Origin of the sequence: Burkholderia sp. AU30280 (assembly GCF_020420125.1) — a bacterium.
Lineage (GTDB): Bacteria > Pseudomonadota > Gammaproteobacteria > Burkholderiales > Burkholderiaceae > Burkholderia.
In genome coordinates this window covers 31,468-48,882 of record NZ_JAIZRY010000017.1, presented here as the reverse complement: position 1 = coordinate 48,882, position 17,415 = coordinate 31,468, and the positions used below count along the sequence as shown (strand labels likewise).

General features: G+C 67.5%; 14 protein-coding genes. 8 read left to right on the top strand and 6 right to left on the bottom strand.

The features are described 5' to 3' along the window. The first annotated feature begins 17 nt into the window (after window positions 1-17). Window positions 18-725 carry a CoxG family protein gene (locus tag LGN17_RS30745; protein WP_226200800.1) on the top strand — a complete coding sequence of 236 codons (708 nt, stop codon included), beginning with the start codon at window positions 18-20 and terminating at the stop codon, window positions 723-725. A gap of 42 nt (window positions 726-767) precedes the next feature. On the opposite strand, the gene LGN17_RS30740 is transcribed toward LGN17_RS30745, so the two are convergent. Beyond that, the gene (locus tag LGN17_RS30740) at window positions 768-1,784 is read right to left on the bottom strand and encodes a helix-turn-helix domain-containing protein (RefSeq protein WP_226200799.1); all 1,017 of its coding nucleotides are present in this window, start codon (window positions 1,782-1,784) and stop codon (window positions 768-770) included. Between the two features lie 150 nt (window positions 1,785-1,934). Between LGN17_RS30740 and LGN17_RS30735 the strand changes: the two genes are divergently transcribed. Next, window positions 1,935-2,612, top strand: coding sequence for a cysteine hydrolase family protein (locus tag LGN17_RS30735; protein WP_226200798.1), 678 nt, complete (start codon window positions 1,935-1,937; stop codon window positions 2,610-2,612). An 89-nt stretch (window positions 2,613-2,701) separates the two neighbouring features. On the opposite strand, the gene LGN17_RS30730 is transcribed toward LGN17_RS30735, so the two are convergent. Beyond that, a complete protein-coding gene (locus LGN17_RS30730) occupies window positions 2,702-3,343 on the bottom strand; it encodes a TetR family transcriptional regulator (RefSeq protein WP_011353051.1) in 642 nt (213 codons plus the stop codon). 402 nt (window positions 3,344-3,745) lie between these two features. Here LGN17_RS30730 and LGN17_RS30725 point away from each other — a divergent pair, with 402 nt between their 5' ends. The 3 genes from LGN17_RS30725 to LGN17_RS30715 are packed head-to-tail and all read left to right on the top strand — an operon-like array spanning window position 3,746 to window position 9,762. Then, window positions 3,746-5,023, top strand: coding sequence for an efflux RND transporter periplasmic adaptor subunit (locus LGN17_RS30725; RefSeq protein ID WP_226200797.1), 1,278 nt, complete (start codon window positions 3,746-3,748; stop codon window positions 5,021-5,023). A gap of 15 nt (window positions 5,024-5,038) precedes the next feature. Next, complete coding sequence (bpeB, locus tag LGN17_RS30720; protein ID WP_226200796.1) at window positions 5,039-8,239, top strand: efflux RND transporter permease BpeB; 3,201 nt, start codon at window positions 5,039-5,041, stop codon at window positions 8,237-8,239. Continuing rightward, window positions 8,239-9,762 carry an efflux transporter outer membrane subunit gene (locus tag LGN17_RS30715; RefSeq protein WP_226200795.1) on the top strand — a complete coding sequence of 508 codons (1,524 nt, stop codon included), beginning with the start codon at window positions 8,239-8,241 and terminating at the stop codon, window positions 9,760-9,762. Before bpeB ends, LGN17_RS30715 begins: the two co-directional genes overlap by 1 nt. Before the next feature lie 353 nt (window positions 9,763-10,115). On the opposite strand, the gene LGN17_RS30710 is transcribed toward LGN17_RS30715, so the two are convergent. After that, complete coding sequence (locus tag LGN17_RS30710; RefSeq protein ID WP_226200794.1) at window positions 10,116-11,492, bottom strand: nucleobase:cation symporter-2 family protein; 1,377 nt, start codon at window positions 11,490-11,492, stop codon at window positions 10,116-10,118. A gap of 438 nt (window positions 11,493-11,930) precedes the next feature. Here LGN17_RS30710 and LGN17_RS30705 point away from each other — a divergent pair, with 438 nt between their 5' ends. Next, window positions 11,931-13,367, top strand: a complete 1,437-nt coding sequence (locus LGN17_RS30705; protein WP_226200793.1) for a xylulokinase — start codon at window positions 11,931-11,933, stop codon at window positions 13,365-13,367. On the opposite strand, the gene LGN17_RS30700 is transcribed toward LGN17_RS30705, so the two are convergent. Then, window positions 13,351-13,524 carry a hypothetical protein gene (locus LGN17_RS30700; protein WP_226200792.1) on the bottom strand — a complete coding sequence of 58 codons (174 nt, stop codon included), beginning with the start codon at window positions 13,522-13,524 and terminating at the stop codon, window positions 13,351-13,353. The two genes, LGN17_RS30705 and LGN17_RS30700, sit on opposite strands and share 17 nt — an antisense overlap. 118 nt (window positions 13,525-13,642) lie before the next feature. Between LGN17_RS30700 and LGN17_RS30695 the strand changes: the two genes are divergently transcribed. Continuing rightward, a complete protein-coding gene (locus LGN17_RS30695) occupies window positions 13,643-14,749 on the top strand; it encodes an S-(hydroxymethyl)glutathione dehydrogenase/class III alcohol dehydrogenase (RefSeq protein ID WP_011353045.1) in 1,107 nt (368 codons plus the stop codon). Window positions 14,750-14,765: 16 nt separating this feature from the next. After that, a complete protein-coding gene (gene fghA, locus LGN17_RS30690) occupies window positions 14,766-15,614 on the top strand; it encodes an S-formylglutathione hydrolase (protein ID WP_226200791.1) in 849 nt (282 codons plus the stop codon). Between the two features lie 126 nt (window positions 15,615-15,740). Here the strand turns inward: fghA and LGN17_RS30685 are convergent, their stop codons facing one another. Beyond that, entirely contained in the window at window positions 15,741-16,523 is a 783-nt protein-coding gene (locus LGN17_RS30685; protein WP_226200873.1) for a metal ABC transporter permease, read from the bottom strand. Continuing rightward, window positions 16,516-17,406: an ABC transporter ATP-binding protein gene (locus LGN17_RS30680; protein ID WP_226200790.1), complete on the bottom strand. Its 891-nt coding sequence runs from the start codon at window positions 17,404-17,406 to the stop codon at window positions 16,516-16,518. Before LGN17_RS30680 ends, LGN17_RS30685 begins: the two co-directional genes overlap by 8 nt. Window positions 17,407-17,415 lie beyond the last annotated feature (9 nt).

The window sequence follows — 17,415 nt, the reverse complement described above, 5'->3', positions numbered from 1 at the left end:
TCATCGGGGGAGGCGTCATGGAACTGAACGACACATTACGGATACCGCTCGCCCCGCCTGTCGTGCGGGAGGCGTTCGAGGATCTCGCGTTGCTGCGCGCGAGCTTCGAGCACTGCGAATCCTTCGTGAAGCTTGCGCATGGCGAGTTTGCGTTGACGATCACGGTGCCGCTCGGCCCGCTGCGCGCCCGCTACGACGTGCGTGCGCATGCTGCCGCCGAGCAGGGCGACGCGGAAGGGCAGCCGCGCCGCGTGCTCAACTTCAAGGCGCGGGCCGACGGGCTCGGTGCGCTGCGCGGCCAGGTCGAACTCGTCCTGATGCCGGATGACGATGCGAACGCCACGCGCATCGAGTACGTGATCTGGGCGACGGCGAGCGGTCCGCTCACCGAGCTTCCGGGGCGGCAGATCGAAAATACGCTGCGCGAATGGACCGACGATTTCTTCCGTGAATTCTGTGCGGTCGTGCAGGCGAAGCACGGTCTTGCGCCGAATCGCGCGCGCTCGGCCGCGCCACGGCGCCAGCATGTGTTCCTGCGGCCGGCGTCGCTGGTGGCCGCGACGAAGCGCGCGCTGCCGCCGCACCTCGGCGGCGCGCTGACCGGGCGTGCCGCCAGCGCGCTCCCGCATCGCGGCTCCGGCACGGTGCCCGTGTGGGCGTGGGCCGCGATGATCGTCTTCGTCGCGCTGCTGCTTTACGCGGCACGCTGGATCAACGGCGGCTGAGCGGCCGGGCGGTTCCGCTGCGAGGCCCGCTCGACACGCGCGTTACCGCACGACCTCGGCGCCGGCTCCGGCGCCGCGAAATTCCCTTCGATAGGCCGACGGCGACGTGCCGAGTGTGCCCGCGAAATGCTGGCGCAGCGACACGCTCGACCCATAGCCGGCCGCTTGCGCGATCGCGTCGATCGATTGTCCGGTGGTTTCCAGCAGATGCTGCGCGCGCGCGAGCCGCTCGGCCTGCAGCCACGCGGTGACGGTCGTGCCGGTCGCCTGGCGGAAGTGGCGCGTGAAGGTGCGGCGGCTCATCAGCACGCGTTCGGCGAGCGAATCGACGCTGTGCGCCGCGTCGAGGTGGGCGCGCACCCAGTCGAGCAGCCCCGCGAGCCGTGCGTCGCGCGGGTGCGCGGCGACCGGCTGCGGTACGTATTGCGCCTGCCCGCCCTGGCGGTGCGGCGGGATCACGAGGCGGCGCGCGATCTGGTTCGCGGCGTCGGAGCCGAAGCGCAGCCGGACGACGTGCAGGCAGCAGTCGAGCCCGGCTGCCGTGCCGGCCGACGTCATCAGGTTGCCGTCGTCCACGTACAGCACGTCCGGATCGAGCTTCACGCGCGGAAAGCGTCGCGCGAAGTCGTCGGCCCACGCCCAGTGCGTGGTGGCCGGGCGACCGTCGAGCAGGCCGGCCGCGGCGAGCACGTAGGCGCCGAGGCACAGCCCGACGAGCTGCGCGCCACGTGCGGCGACCGCGCGGACGGCGTCGAGCAGCACGTCGGGCGGCGCTTCGTCCGGATCGCGCCATGCCGGCACGATGACGATGTCCGCATCGTCGAGCCCGTCGAGCCCGTATGGCGCGGTGATCGTGAAGCCGCCCGTCGTCGACAGCGGGCCACGCTCGGCCGAGCAGACGCGAAACTCGAACGCAGGCGACGCGGCCGCGTCGCGTTCCTTGCCGAACACGACCGACGGCACCGACAGGTGGAACGGGCTGATGCCGTCGTACGCGATCACGGCCACGACGGTCGGAACGGGCGGGGCGGGCCGGGTGGACGAGGCGACGGCGGTCATGGGGGCTCCGGAATGGCGATGGCCCGATTCTATCGAAGAATGACTATCGGGCCACTATCTGCGTGAACGATGCGCACCGACAATGCATCGCATCGCGCCGCTGGCCGTCCCGTTCCGGGGCGGGGCCGCGCCCCGGACCAGGAGCCCGTCATGTCGAACGCCGTCCCGCATTCCGCTTCCCCGATCGTTTCCCCTCCGGCTTCCCGCCGTGCGCTGATCGTGATCGACGTCCAGAACGAATACGTGACGGGCAATCTGCCGATCGAGTATCCGCCGCTCGACGTGTCGCTCGCGAACATCGGCCGCGCGATCGATGCCGCGCATGCGGCCGGCGTGCCCGTGATCGTCGTCCAGCACGTCGCGCCGGCCGGCGCGCCGATCTTCGCGCCCGGCTCAGACGGCGTCGCGCTGCATGCGGTCGTTGCCGGCCGGCCGTACGCGCACCTGATCGAGAAGAAGCAGGCAAGCTCGTTTGCCGGGACCGACCTCGCCGCGTGGCTCGAGGCGCACGGGATCGACACGCTCGCGGTGGCCGGCTACATGACGCACAACTGCAACGCGTCCACGGTCTATCACGCGGCGCACGCGGGGCTGAATGTCGAGTACCTGGACGATGCGACGGGCGCGCTGCCTTACGAGAACGAAGCCGGCGCGGCGAGCGCCGAGGAGATTCACCGCGCGTACGCGGTGGTGTTCCAGTCGAATTTCGCGGCCGTGATGCCGACCGACGCGTGGATCGCGGGACTGGCCGGTGCGCCGATGCCGAAGCGTGGTTCGGTCGCCGCATCGAACCAGCTGGCCCGCGCGCAGCGCGCGAAGGCGGCCTGAACCGGGCGGGGGGAAGGGGGCAGCGCGTTGGTGCGGCCCGGCGCGCCGCCCGATGAAACAAAAACCGCAGGCGAGCGCGCGTCGCGCGGTCAGTCGCCGTCCTTCAGCATCGCCGGGCTGTAGCGCAGCATGTCGAAACAGCCGTCGACGAGCTTCTCCGCATGCTGCTCGGCGTCGATCTCGTCGGGCAGCATCAGCATGTCGCGCACGAATCCGCTGACGAGCGTGTGCAGCATCAGCGTCGCGCGCCACGTATCGAGCCGCTCGGGCAGCAGCTTGAGCCGCACGGCCCCCGCGAGATCGGCGTCGATCGCGTGCAGCGCCTCGCTCATTCCCGCACGGTTGCGCTGCAACAGCGGCTCCAGGTCGGCGACGTACTCGCACTTCATGAACAGGATGCTGAACACGCGACGCAACTGCGCGTCGCGTTGCACGCCGAGCAGGCACCAGATCAGGATCTGTCGGATCTTCTCGAGCGGATTGCCGCCCGGCGCGTCGAGCGGCATCCGCTTCAGTTCGTCGATCGGCAGAAACACGCGGTCGAACATCGCGTCGAACAGTTCGCTCTTGTTCGCGAAATGCCAGTAGATTGCGCCGCGCGTCACGCCGGCATGCTGGGCGATGTCCGCGAGCGACGTATGCGACACGCCTTTCTCGAAGAACACGTGCTCGGCGGCGTCGAGAATGCGATTGCGCGTCTCGAGCGCCTCCTCCTTGGTACGTCTGACCATGTGCAGGCCTGATTGGAATGATCGTAGGTGAATTTGGGGTCTGCAACCCTCGTCGCAGCCAGATAGACCGGCTATGCTTGCGGCTGGTAACAATCCGTAAGACTGGACCGCGGGCGGGGCATAAACGGGCTTTTTACATACATTCATGAATGTATATACAATACCACCCTACGATCGAATGACCCAAGTGGCAATCAGTTAATATCCCACTCTGCTGATTCCCGCCAAAGTACCAGTCCGCAGTTGCGGGGCAACCTGTCGGCACGGAGGTTTCGTGCCGCTTGCTGTATCTAGCAGTCCAGTATTTCAGGTGTTCGATCTGCGCCGTGAGGCGCATCCGTGTTGCACTCCCTCCGGTGGGGTGCGGCACTTATTCCATTGGTTATACACAGAGGTCGCTCCATGCGCGTCGAACGGGTTCCATACCGCTTAATCACTGTCGCGACGGCCGCCGTTTTCCTGGCCGCGTGCGGAAAAAAAGAATCGGCACCGCCGCCGCAAGTACCGGAAGTCGGCGTCGTCACCGTCCAGCCGCAAGCCGTGCCGGTCTTCACCGACCTGCCGGGCCGCACCAGTGCATTCCTCGTTGCGCAGGTCCGCGCGCGGGTCGACGGCATCGTGCTGCGCCGTGAATTCACCGAAGGCACCGACGTCAAGGCCGGTCAGCGCCTGTACAAGATCGACCCGGCGCCGTACGTCGCCGCGCTGAACAGCGCGAAGGCGACGCTCGCGAAGGCGCAGGCGAACCTCGTCACGCAGAACGCGCTGGTCGCACGCTACAAGGTGCTGGTGGCCGCGAACGCGGTCAGCAAGCAGGACTACGACAACGCGGTGGCCACGCAAGGCCAGGCCGCGGCGGACGTCGCGGCCGGCAAGGCAGCGGTCGACACCGCGCAGATCAACCTCGGCTATACCGATGTCGTGTCGCCGATCACCGGCCGCGTCGGCATCTCGCAGGTGACGCCGGGTGCCTACGTGCAGGCGAGCCAGGCGACGCTGATGTCGACGGTGCAGCAGCTCGATCCGGTGTACGTGGACCTCACGCAGTCGAGCCTCGACGGGCTGAAGCTGCGCCAGGACGTGCAGAGCGGCCGCCTGAAGACGAGCGGCCCGGGCGCGGCGAAGGTGTCGCTGATCCTGGAGGACGGCAAGACCTACTCGGAGCAGGGCAAGCTGCAGTTCTCGGACGTGACGGTCGACCAGACCACCGGCTCGGTGACGATCCGCGCGGTGTTCCCGAACCCGGGCCGCGTGCTGCTGCCGGGCATGTTCGTGCGTGCGCGGATCGAGGAAGGCGTGAACGAGAACGCGTTCCTGGTGCCGCAGATCGGCGTCACGCATGACCAGAAGGGCCAGGCGATCGCGATGGTGGTGAACGCCAGCAACAAGGTCGAGCCGCGTCCGCTGAAGACCACGGGGATGCAGGGCCCGAACTGGATCGTCGAAGGCGGTCTGCAGGCGGGCGATCACGTGATCGTGCAGGGCGTCGAGAAGGTGCGCCCGGGTGCGACCGTGAAGACCGTCGCCGCGCAGCTTGCACCGGCGGCCGATGCCGCATCGGGTGCCGCTGCCGCGTCCGCCGCGCCGGCTGCCGCCGGTTCCGGCGCCGCTGCCGCTTCCGGTGCTGCCGCATCGGGCGCTGCGCCGGCGAGTGCTGCCGCTGCTTCGAGCGCGCAATAACAGGGAGCCTGTTTCATGGCAAAGTTTTTTATCGATCGCCCGATCTTTGCGTGGGTGATCGCCATCATCCTGATGCTGGCCGGGATTGCAGCGATCTTCACGCTGCCGATCTCGCAGTATCCGACGATCGCGCCGCCATCGATCCAGATCACCGCGAACTACCCGGGCGCTTCCGCGAAGACGGTGGAAGACACGGTGACGCAGGTGATCGAGCAGCAGATGAGCGGTCTCGACAACTTCCTGTATATGTCGTCGACCAGTGACGACTCGGGCAACGCGACGATCACGCTGACCTTCGCGCCGGGTACCAACGCCGACATCGCACAGGTTCAGGTGCAGAACAAGCTGTCGCTCGCGACGCCGATCCTGCCGCAGGTCGTGCAGCAGCTCGGCCTCTCGGTGACGAAGTCGAGCAGCAGCTTCCTGCTGGTGCTCGCCTTCAACTCCGAAGACGGCAGCATGAACAAGTACGACCTCGCGAACTTCGTGGCGTCGCACGTGAAGGACCCGATCAGCCGGTTGAACGGCGTCGGTACCGTCACGCTGTTCGGCTCGCAGTACGCGATGCGGATCTGGCTCGATGCCAACCGCCTGACGAACTACAGCCTCACGCCGGTCGACGTGTCGACCGCGATTTCCGCACAGAACGTGCAGATCGCGGGCGGCCAGATCGGCGGCACGCCGGCCACGCCGGGCACGATGCTGCAGGCGACGATCACCGAATCGACGCTGCTGCAGACGCCCGCGCAGTTCGGCAACATCCTGCTGAAGGTCAACCAGGATGGCTCGCAGGTTCGCCTGAAGGATGTCGCGAAGATCGAACTCGGTGGTGAAAACTACAACTTCGACACGAAGTACAACGGTCAGCCGACCGCGGCACTCGGTATCCAGCTCGCGACCAACGCGAACGCGCTCGCGACCGCGAAGGCCGTGCGCGCGAAGATCGACGAACTGGCACCGTTCTTCCCGCACGGCCTCGTCGTGAAGTACCCGTACGACACGACGCCGTTCGTGAAGCTGTCGATCGAGGAAGTGGTCAAGACGCTGCTCGAAGGTATCGTGCTGGTGTTCCTCGTGATGTATCTGTTCCTGCAGAACCTGCGGGCGACGATCATCCCGACGATCGCGGTGCCGGTCGTGCTGCTCGGCACGTTCGCGATCATGTCGATGGTGGGCTTCTCGATCAACACGCTGTCGATGTTCGGCCTCGTGCTCGCCATCGGCCTGCTGGTGGACGATGCGATCGTGGTCGTGGAGAACGTCGAGCGGGTGATGGCGGAAGAGGGCCTGTCACCGAAGGAGGCGACCCGCAAGGCGATGGGCCAGATCACCGGCGCACTCGTCGGCGTGGCGCTCGTGCTGTCGGCGGTGTTCGTGCCGGTGGCGTTCTCCGGCGGGTCGGTCGGCGCGATCTATCGCCAGTTCTCGCTGACGATCGTGTCGGCGATGGTGCTGTCGGTGCTCGTCGCGTTGATTCTGACGCCGGCGCTGTGCGCGACGATCCTCAAGCCGATCCCGCAAGGGCATCACGAAGAGAAGAAGGGCTTCTTCGGCTGGTTCAACCGCACGTTCAACAACAGCCGCGACAAGTACCACGTCGGCGTGCACCACGTGATCAAGCGCTCGGGCCGCTGGCTCATCATCTACCTGGTCGTGATCGTCGCGGTCGGCCTGCTGTTCGTGCGCCTGCCGAAGTCGTTCCTGCCGGATGAGGACCAGGGCCTGATGTTCGTGATCGTGCAGACGCCGTCGGGCTCGACGCAGGAAACGACCGCGAAGACGCTTGCGAACATTTCCGACTACCTGCTGAAGGACGAGAAGGACATCGTCGAATCGGCGTTCACGGTCAACGGCTTCAGCTTCGCCGGCCGCGGCCAGAACTCCGGTCTTGTGTTCGTGCGCCTGAAGGACTACTCGCAGCGTCAGCATGCGAACCAGAAGGTGCAGGCGCTGATCGGCCGGATGTTCGGGCGCTACGCGGGCTACAAGGACGCGATGGTGATCCCGTTCAACCCGCCGTCGATTCCCGAACTCGGCACGGCTGCCGGCTTCGACTTCGAGCTGACGGACAACGCGGGTCTCGGCCACGACGCGCTGATGGCCGCGCGTAACCAGCTGCTCGGGATGGCCTCGAAGGATCCGACGCTGCAGGGTGTGCGTCCGAACGGCCTGAACGATACGCCGCAGTACAAGGTCGACATCGACCGCGAGAAGGCGAACGCGCTCGGCGTGACGGCGGATGCGATCGACCAGACGTTCTCGATCGCATGGGCGTCGAAGTACGTGAACAACTTCCTCGATACCGATGGCCGGATCAAGAAGGTCTACGTGCAGGCAGACGCACCGTTCCGGATGACGCCGGACGACCTGAACATCTGGTACGTGCGCAACGGGTCGGGCGGGATGGTGCCGTTCAGTTCGTTCGCGACCGGTCACTGGACGTATGGTTCGCCGAAGCTCGAGCGCTACAACGGCGTGTCGGCGATGGAAATCCAGGGTCAGGCCGCACCGGGCAAGTCGACCGGCCAGGCGATGGCCGCGATGGAAGGGCTCGCGAAGAAGCTGCCGGTCGGTATCGGCTACTCGTGGACCGGCCTGTCGTTCCAGGAAATCCAGTCCGGCTCGCAGGCGCCGATCCTGTACGCGATCTCGATCCTCGTCGTGTTCCTGTGTCTCGCGGCGCTGTATGAAAGCTGGTCGATCCCGTTCTCGGTGATCATGGTGGTGCCGCTCGGCGTGATCGGTGCACTGCTTGCGGCCACGATGCGCGGCCTCGAGAACGACGTGTTCTTCCAGGTCGGCCTGCTGACGACCGTGGGCTTGTCCGCGAAGAACGCGATCCTGATCGTGGAGTTCGCGCGCGAACTGCAGACGACGGAGAAGATGGGGCCGATCGAGGCCGCGCTGGAAGCGGCGCGCCTGCGGCTGCGTCCGATCCTGATGACGTCGCTCGCGTTCATTCTCGGCGTGATGCCGCTCGCGATCAGCAACGGCGCGGGTTCGGCCAGCCAGCACGCAATCGGTACGGGCGTGATCGGCGGGATGATCACGGCGACGTTCCTCGCGATCTTCATGATCCCGATGTTCTTCGTGAAGATCCGCGCGATCTTCAGCGGCGAGAAGGAAGACGTCGACGAGGCGCTGCGCCTGGCTCAGGAGCACTCGCACCACGAAGAGAAGCCGGGCAACGGCGACGAAGGCAACAAGGGACAGTGATGATGCAAAAACACGCTTTGACTGCAATCGCGGTCGCGCTCTTTGCCACGGGCTGCACGATGGCGCCGCATTACAAGCGGCCCGACGCGCCCGTCGCGCAGGCGTACCCTGCCGGCGGCGTCTACGCGACGCAGCCGGGTGCGGCCGGCGCGCGCAGCGCGAACGGCCAGGCGGCGACCGCCATCGGCTGGCGCGATTTCTTCGTCGATCCGCGCCTGCAGCGGCTGATCGAGATCGCGCTGAAAAACAACCGCGACCTGCGCGTGTCGGTGCTGAACATCGAGGCGGCGCGCGCGCAGTACCAGATCACGCGCGCGGGGCTGTTCCCGACGCTCGACGGCACCGGTACGGGCACGATCCAGCGCTATCCGCAGGGTGTTTCGCCGACCGGGCAGGCCACCATCTCGCGCACCTATAACGTCGGCCTGTCGGCGTCGTGGGAGCTCGACCTGTTCGGCCGTGTGCAGAGCCTGAAGGACCAGGCGCTCGCGCAGTACCTGTCGACCGCGTATGCACGGCAGGCGTCGGAAATCTCGCTGGTGTCGCAGGTGGCCGATCAATACCTGACGCTGCTGTCGACCGAGGATCTGCTGAAGGTCACGGAGAACACGCTGAAGACGGCGCAGGACTCGTACAACCTGACGAAGCTGCAGTTCGACAACGGCACGGGCACCGAACTCGACCTGCGCCAGGCGCAGACGGTCGTCGAAACGGCGCTCGCGAACCAGCAGGAGCAGGCGCGTGCGCGTGCGCAGGCGCTGAACTATCTGGTGCTGCTGATCGGCGAGCCGCTGCCGGACGATCTGCCGCCGGGCCTGCCGCTCGACGCGCAGAACCTGCTGACGGACGTGCCGGCGGGCCTTCCGTCGGACCTGCTGACGCGTCGCCCGGACGTGATGCAGGCCGAGCAGTCGCTGCTGGCCGCGAACGCGAACATCGGGGCGGCGCGCGCGGCGTTCTTCCCGAAGATCTCGCTGACGGCCGCGTTCGGCACGGCAAGCCCGACGTTGGGCGGCCTGTTCAAGGCCGGCACGGCGGCATGGTCGTTCGCGCCGAACATCGCGCTGCCGATCTTCGAGGGCGGCTCGAACATCGCGAACCTCGATCTCGCGCACGTGCAGAAGCGCATCGAGATCGCCAACTACGAGAAGGCGATCCAGTCGGCGTTCCGCGACGTGGCCGACGGGCTGGCCGCACGCGGCACGTACGACCAGCAGATCGCGGCGCTCGAGCGCAACGAGCACGCGCAGCAGCGACGTTTCGACCTGTCGGACCTGCGTTACAAGAACGGTGTCGACAGCTACCTGTCGGTGCTGACCGCGCAGACGGACCTGTACAACGCGCAGCAGACGCTGATCAATGCGCGTCTGGCACGCTGGACCAACCTGGTCAACCTGTACCGGGCGCTGGGCGGCGGGTGGACCGAGCGGGCCGGCGAGACGCCGCGCGCGCCGGATACGCCGGTCGACTACGACAAGGCGGCCGCTCCGGCGCCTGCGTCGGCAGCGGCGACGAACGGGTAAGCGCAAGGAGGGGCCGGCGCGGTCTCGATCGCGCTTGTCCTTCGAACCGGCTGTATGCGGAATCGAAAACGCCACGGACGAAAGTCCGTGGCGTTTTCCTTTGCGTGCCCGAATCGTGCGGCGCGAAGGTGGGTGGGGTGACGATGAGGACTCCGGTGCGGCTTATCGCGCCGGCCCTGTCATCCCGCTTGGCCAACCGGCATCCCGTGCCGCGCCCGCGCGCGACCGGCTTTCACGCGCCATGACCGGCCGTCCAATCCCCGCGCACAGTCCAGCCCCCGCAAAGCAAAAACGCCACGGCATGCCGTGGCGTTTTTCGTTACCGCTTTGCGCCGTCGTCCGGCGCGTGGCGCTCAGTGGTGCACGTCGGCGGGACGCCCGTCGAAGTCGTGTCCGGCGCGGCGGATGTCGCAGCGCGCATCCTTTTCGCCTTTCACGCCGTTGAACACGACGTTCAGGATCACGGCCGTCGCCGATGCCAGCAGGATGCCGCTGTGCAGGATCGGGGCGAGCGCGGGCGGCAGCTTCGAGAAGAAGTGCGGCGACACGACCGGCACGAGGCCCATGCCGACGCTCACGGCGACGATGAACAGGTTGTGGCTGTTGTTCACGAAGTCGACCTTCGACAGCACCTTGATGCCGTTCGCGGCCACCATCCCGAACATCACGATGCCTGCGCCGCCGAGCACGAACGGCGGCACCGACGCGACGACCTGCGCCATCTTCGGGAACAGGCCGAGCAGCACGAGGATCACGCCGCCGGTGGCGCACACGAAACGGCTTTTCACGCCCGTCACGCCGATCAGGCCGACGTTCTGCGAGAACGACGTATGCGGGAACGAGTTGAAGATGCCGCCGATCAGCGTGCCGAGGCCGTCGACGCGCAGGCCGCGCACGAGGCGCTCCTGGTTGACCGGGCGATCGACCATGTCGCCGACCGCGAGGAACATGCCGGTCGATTCGATGAACGTGACGAACATCACCGTGACCATCGTCACGATCGACAGCGGATCGAAATGCGGCAGGCCGAAGTGGAACGGCATCACGAAGCCGACCCACGGTGCGTGCGCGACGCCGTCGGTATTCACGCGGCCGATCGCGAAGGCGATCGCGAAGCCGGCGACGATGCCGAGCAGCACCGAGATGTTCGCGATGAAGCCGCGGCCGTATTTGTTGATCAGCAGAATCAGTGTCAGCACGAGCAGCGACAGGCCGAGATAGACGGGGCTGCCGTATTCGGGGTTGCCGACGCCGCCGGCCGCCCAGTTGATGCCCACTTCCATCAGCGACAGCCCGATCACCGCGATCACGGTGCCGACGACCACGGGCGGGAAGAACCGCAGCAGCTTGCCGATCATCGGCGCCAGCACGATGCCGATGATGCCGGCCGCGATGGTCGAGCCGAAGATGTCGAGGATGCCGAGGCCGGGGTTGGTGCCGATCGCGATCATCGGGCCGACTGCCGCGAACGTGCAGCCCATGATGACGGGCAGGCGGATCCCGAAGATCCACAGGCCGAGCGTCTGGATCAGCGTGGCGATGCCGCACGAAAACAGATCGGCGCTGATCAGGAACGCGATCTGGTCTTTCGGCAGCTTGAGCGCGGCGCCGACGATAAGCGGCACGGCGACAGCGCCGGCGTACATGACGAGGACGTGTTGCAGGCCAAGCGTTACCAGCTTGCCGGTCGGCAGCACCTCATCGCACGGATGGACCGTGTTCGATTGCATCTGTCTCACTCCATGATCTTGTTTTCGGGGTGATACGAAGTTATGCGGAATGAATCCACGCAACAAGAGCGCTGGGTACTATTCCGTTCTTTGCGGGTTCGATATGCCAATTCGGCATGAAACAGGGTGTCGATCATCGGGAAACAGCCGCTGGAGTGAGGTTTCCCGGTTTTATAGCCCTTCAAAATAGCGCTGGCCCCCGTGTCAAATATCGGCCGCTTTATGGTGTGTATCGGGCGGGAGGCATAGTGGCAAAAAGTGCCTGGGAAAAATCGTGGCGGGTTAACCCGCGAACGGCCGCTTTTGCCCGCAAGGCGCAGCCGGGTTGAACCCGGCCGGCAACCGCGTTTTCGGCCTGCCGAGGTGGCGGCAAAAAACGGGGTGCGCATCGCGACCCCGTTATCATCGACATCCGTTCATTCGAATTGCCCCCACGTCATGCGCCTGCTCGGAATCGACCTTGGCACCGGCTCCGTCAAACTCGTCACGCTCGATGCCGACGGCGTCGAGCGCGCGGTCGCGAGCGAACCTTATGCGCTGTCGTCGCCGCAGCCCGGCTGGGCGGAGATCGCGCCGCACACGTGGTGGCAGGCGCTCGTGCGCGCGGCCGCGCGGCTGCCGGCCGACGAGCGTGCGCAGGTGGCAGCGGTCGGGTTCTCGGGGCAGATGCACGGCGCCGTGCTGATCGACGCGGCGGGGCAGCCGGTGCGGCCCGCGCTGCTGTGGCCCGACACGCGCGCGGTGCGCGAAGCGGGCGCGGCCGATTGGCCCGCTGCACCGAATCCCGTCGCGCCGGGCATGGCCGGCCCGCTGTTGCGCTGGCTGGCCGCGCACGAACCGGATGCGCTGCGTGCCGCCCGCTGGGCCCTGCAGCCGAAGGACTGGTTGCGCATCGCACTGGGCGGCGACGTCGCGGCCGATCCGAGCGATGCGTGCGCGACCGCGCTCGCGACACCCGACGGCGCATGGGATCTCGCATTGATCGACGCGCTCGACCTGCCGGTCGACCGGTTTGCGCCGGTCCGTTCGTCGACTGCGCACTGCGGCACGCTCGGCGCGCAGGCTGCGGCTGCGCTTGGCCTGCCTGCCGGCGTGCCGCTGGCGACGGGCGCGGCCGACACCGCATGCGCGGCGCTCGGCAGCGGGCTGGCCGCGGCCGGCGACGCGCTGCTGACGACGGGCAGCGGCGGCCAGATCGTCGTGCTCGCGGATGCGCTGCCGCCCGCGCGACGCGGGCTGCATCGGTATCGCGCGGCGGCCGGCGGCGGCTATTACACGATGGCCGCGATGCAGAACGTCGGGCTTGCGCTTGAAGCCGTGCGCGGCTGGCTCGGTTACGCGCGGTGGGCCGATGCATATGACGATGCGTTCGCCCACGCCGCGTCGGAGCGCCTGTGCTTCCTGCCGTACCTGACGGGCGAGCGTTCGCCGTGGATGAACCCCGATGCGCGCGGCGGCTGGCTCGGCCTTGGGCTCGGCGACACGCGCGGCGCGATGATGCGCGCCGCGTTCGAAGGCGTCGCGTTCGCGTTGCGCGCCGGGCTCGATGCGATTCGCGATGCCGATCGCGGCGATCCGGTCGCGACGCTGCGTCTCGCGGGCGGCGGCTCGGTCGATCCGCGCTGGCGCCAGCTGCTGGCCGACGCGCTGGGCGCGTCGCTCCACGCGATCGACTGCCCGAACGCCGCGACGCGCGGCGCCGCGCTGCTCGCGGGCGTCGCGATCGGGCACTGGCGGGAAGACGCGTTGCACGCGCTGGCGCCGGCCGCGTCGCCGGTTGCCGAGCCGCGCGACGATCGCGCGCTGGCCGCGCGCCACGCACGCTTCATCGATCTGTATGCGCGCACGGATGCATGGTTCACGACGGGCGTTTAAACTCGAACACTTGTTCTTTTGCGTCAGCCATGACGCATCGTGGCAAGCCGGCGACCGTTTCCCGCACGCGATGCACGGCCGGACCGGCGATCATGGCGAGCACGAGATTCTTTCGCCGTGCCGTGCGCGATGCCGCGCGGCGCGGTTTCGACAGCATTGCATGGACCCCGGTGCGAAGCATGGGGCCAGCGTGGGTGCCGACGCACCCATGCCGGTCGACATGAGCGCTGACGCGCCAACCCGGGCCGACCTCACACACAGACAGGAGTCACACGATGAAGACGAAAGCAGCGATTGCATGGAAGGCGGGCGCGCCGCTGACGATCGAGGAAGTCGATCTGGAAGGGCCGCGCGCCGGCGAAGTGCTGATCGAGGTGAAGGCGACGGGCATCTGTCACACCGACTACTACACGCTGTCGGGCGCCGATCCGGAAGGGATCTTCCCGGCGATCCTCGGCCATGAAGGCGCGGGCGTCGTGGTCGACGTCGGCCCCGGCGTCGGCACCTTGAGGAAGGGCGACCACGTGATTCCGCTCTACACGCCCGAATGCCGCGAGTGCAAGTTCTGCCTGTCGCGCAAGACCAACCTGTGCCAGAAGATCCGCGCGACGCAGGGCAAGGGGCTGATGCCCGACGCGACGTCGCGCTTCTCGCTCGACGGCAAGCCGCTGTTCCACTACATGGGCACGTCGACGTTCTCGAACTACATCGTCGTGCCGGAGATCGCGGTCGCGAAGGTGCGCGAGGACGCGCCGTTCGACAAGATCTGCTACATCGGCTGCGGCGTGACGACGGGCGTCGGCGCGGTCGTGTACTCGGCGAAGGTCGAGGCGGGCGCGAACGTCGTCGTGTTCGGCCTCGGCGGCATCGGCCTGAACGTGATCCAGGGCGCGAAGATGGTCGGCGCGGACAAGATCATCGGCGTCGACATCAACCCGAAGCGCGTCGAGCTCGCGAAGAAGTTCGGGATGACGCACTTCATCAACCCGAACGAAGTCGAGAACGTGGTCGACCACATCGTGCAGCTGACCGACGGCGGCGCCGACTACTCGTTCGAATGCGTGGGCAACGTGAAGCTGATGCGCCAGGCGCTCGAGTGCACGCACAAGGGCTGGGGCCAGTCGTTCATCATCGGCGTGGCGGCAGCGGGCGAGGAAATCAGCACGCGTCCGTTCCAGCTCGTGACGGGCCGCGAGTGGAAGGGCTCGGCGTTCGGCGGCGCGCGCGGCCGCACCGACGTGCCGAAGATCGTCGACTGGTACATGGAAGGCAAGATCAACATCGACGACCTGATCACGCACACGCTGCCGCTCGAGCGGATCAACGAAGGCTTCGACCTGATGAAGGCCGGCGAGTCGATCCGCTCGGTCGTGCTGTACTGACCGGGAGCGCACCGCGATGCTCGAACTCGTTTCCTCGCACGCGTGCCACGGCGGCGAACAGCGTTTCTACCGTCACGATTCGGCGGCCATCGGCCTGCCGATGAAGTTCTCGGTGTACCTGCCGCCGCAGGCCGTGCACGGCCGCGTGCCGGCGCTGTTCTATCTCGCGGGGCTCACGTGCACCGACGAGACGTTCGCGATCAAGGCCGGCGCGCAGCAATACGCGGCGCAGCACGGCCTCGCGCTCGTGATGCCCGACACCAGCCCGCGCGGCGCGGGCGTGCCGGGCGAGACCGACGCGTGGGATTTCGGCGTCGGCGCGGGCTTCTACGTCGATGCGACCGAAGCGCCGTGGTCGACGCACTACCGGATGGAGTCGTACGTGACGGGCGAGCTGCGCGAACTCGTCACGGCCGAGCTGCCGATCGACGGCGCGCGGCTCGGGATCTTCGGGCATTCGATGGGCGGGCACGGCGCGCTGACGCTCGCGTTGCGCCACCCGGGCCTGTACCGGTCGGTGTCGGCGTTCGCGCCGATCGCCGCGCCGACACGCTGCCCGTGGGGCGAGAAGGCGTTCTCGGGTTACCTCGGCGCCGATCGCGACGCGTGGAAGGCGCATGATGCGAGCGAACTCGTCGCGCGTGCCGATGCGCCGAAGTTCGCGGACGGCATCCTCGTCGATCAGGGCCTCGCCGATCAGTTCCTCGCGAACCAGCTGAACCCCGACGTATTCGAGGCTGCGTGCGCGAAGGCCGGCCAGCCGCTGACGCTACGCCGCCATCCGGGCTACGACCACGGGTACTACTTCATCTCGACGTTCATCGCCGATCACATCGCGCATCACGCGCGGGTGCTTGCGCGATGAACGGGAAGGGAAGCCGGTAACGCACACGGCGCGCCGCACGATTGCGGCCGCATGAAAAACGCCGGCACTGCCCTCGGGCACGCCGGCGTTTTTCATTTCGTCGCGCGATGATCCGCCAGACGGCGATCAGTGACGCCGCAACAGGCTTGCGCCGTACACGAGCGCCGACAGCGCGGTGATCCAGAAGCTCGTCGGCCAGTCGGTGTGATACGCGAGCACGATGCCGAGCCACGCTTCGAACAAAGCGAACAGCGCGGCGAGCAGCACGCCGGTCGACAGCCGCGTCGTCACGTTCTGCGCGGCGGCAGCCGGCCCGACCAGCAGCGTGAACACCAGCAGCACGCCGACGATCTGCGTCGCGGCGGCCACCGCGAGCGCGCACACCGCGAGGAACAGCATCGACACGGTGCGCAGCGACACGCCCTTGGCTTCGGCCAGCTCGGGCTGCAGCGACGCGAACAGCAGCGGCCGCGCGATCAGCGCGAGCGCGAGCAGACTCACGGCGCCGATGGCGGCGAGCACCGCGAGCGTATCGTGGCTCACCGCGAGCACGTTGCCGAACAAGAGCGCGGTGACCTGCGTCGCGAACGACGTGTAGAAATGCAGGAACAGCAGGCCGAAGCCGAGCGCGCCCGACAGGATCACGCCGATCGCGACGTCGCGGCCCGCGAGCCGTTCGCCGAGCGCGCCCATCCCGATCCCGGCCGCGAGCGTGAAGCCGACCATCCCCCAGATCGGCGAGATGCCGAGCAGCACCGCGCCCGTCGCGCCGGTGAAGCCGACGTGCGACAGCGCGTGGCCCGCGAAGGTCTGCCCGCGCAGCACCAGGAAGTAGCCGACGATGCCCGCGAGCACCGCGACGATCCCCGACGCCGCGAAGGCGTTGATCATGAAGTCGTATTCAAACATCGTGAGCATGCCCGGGATGAGCGTGTCCGTGGTGGTGATGGCCGCCGCCACCGCCACCGCGGTGCGAGTGGCCGTCGTCGTCCTCGTGTTCGTGATCGTGCTTCTCGATCTCGACGTCGCCCGACATCACGAAGATCTTGCCGTTCACGCGCATCACGTCGATCGGCGAACCGTAGAGCCGCGACAGCACGGGCTTCGTGATCACCTCGTCGACGGTGCCGAGCGCGGCAACGCCGTTGCCGAGATACAGCACGCGGTCGAGCGCGTTCAACAGCGGATTCAGTTCGTGCGCGGAGAACAGCACGGTGATGCCGAGCTCGCGCTGCACGTTGCGCACGAGTTCGACCACGCCGCGCTGGTGGTTCGGGTCGAGGCTGATCAGCGGCTCGTCGAGCAGCAGCAGCTTCGGGCTGCCGAGCAGGCATTGCGCGAGCAGCAGGCGCTGCCGCTCGCCGCCGGACAGTTCCGACAGCGGCCGGCGCGCGAGCGCCTGGCCGCCGACGAGATCGAGCACGCGGTCGACGTCGCGGCGCGTCGCCGCATTCGTGTGCGGCAGCCCCCAGCGATGGCCGTCGGCGGCCATCGCGACGAAGTCGTAGCCGCGCATCCTGCGATTCGCGAGACCGCTCCTGATCTGCGGCATGTAGCCGATCGACGCGTTGCCGCGCACGACCGGCACACCGCCGACGGACAGCGTGCCGGCCGACACGGGCACGAGGCCGAGGACCGCGCGCATCAGTGTCGTCTTGCCCGCACCGTTCGGCCCAAGCACGCCGACGAATTCGCCGGGTTCGATCGAGAAGCTGACGTCGCGCAGGATCGTGCGTCCGCCCAGTTCGAGCGTGACGCGCTTGACGGCGAGTGCGTGAGGTGTGGCGGTCATTTCGTTGCG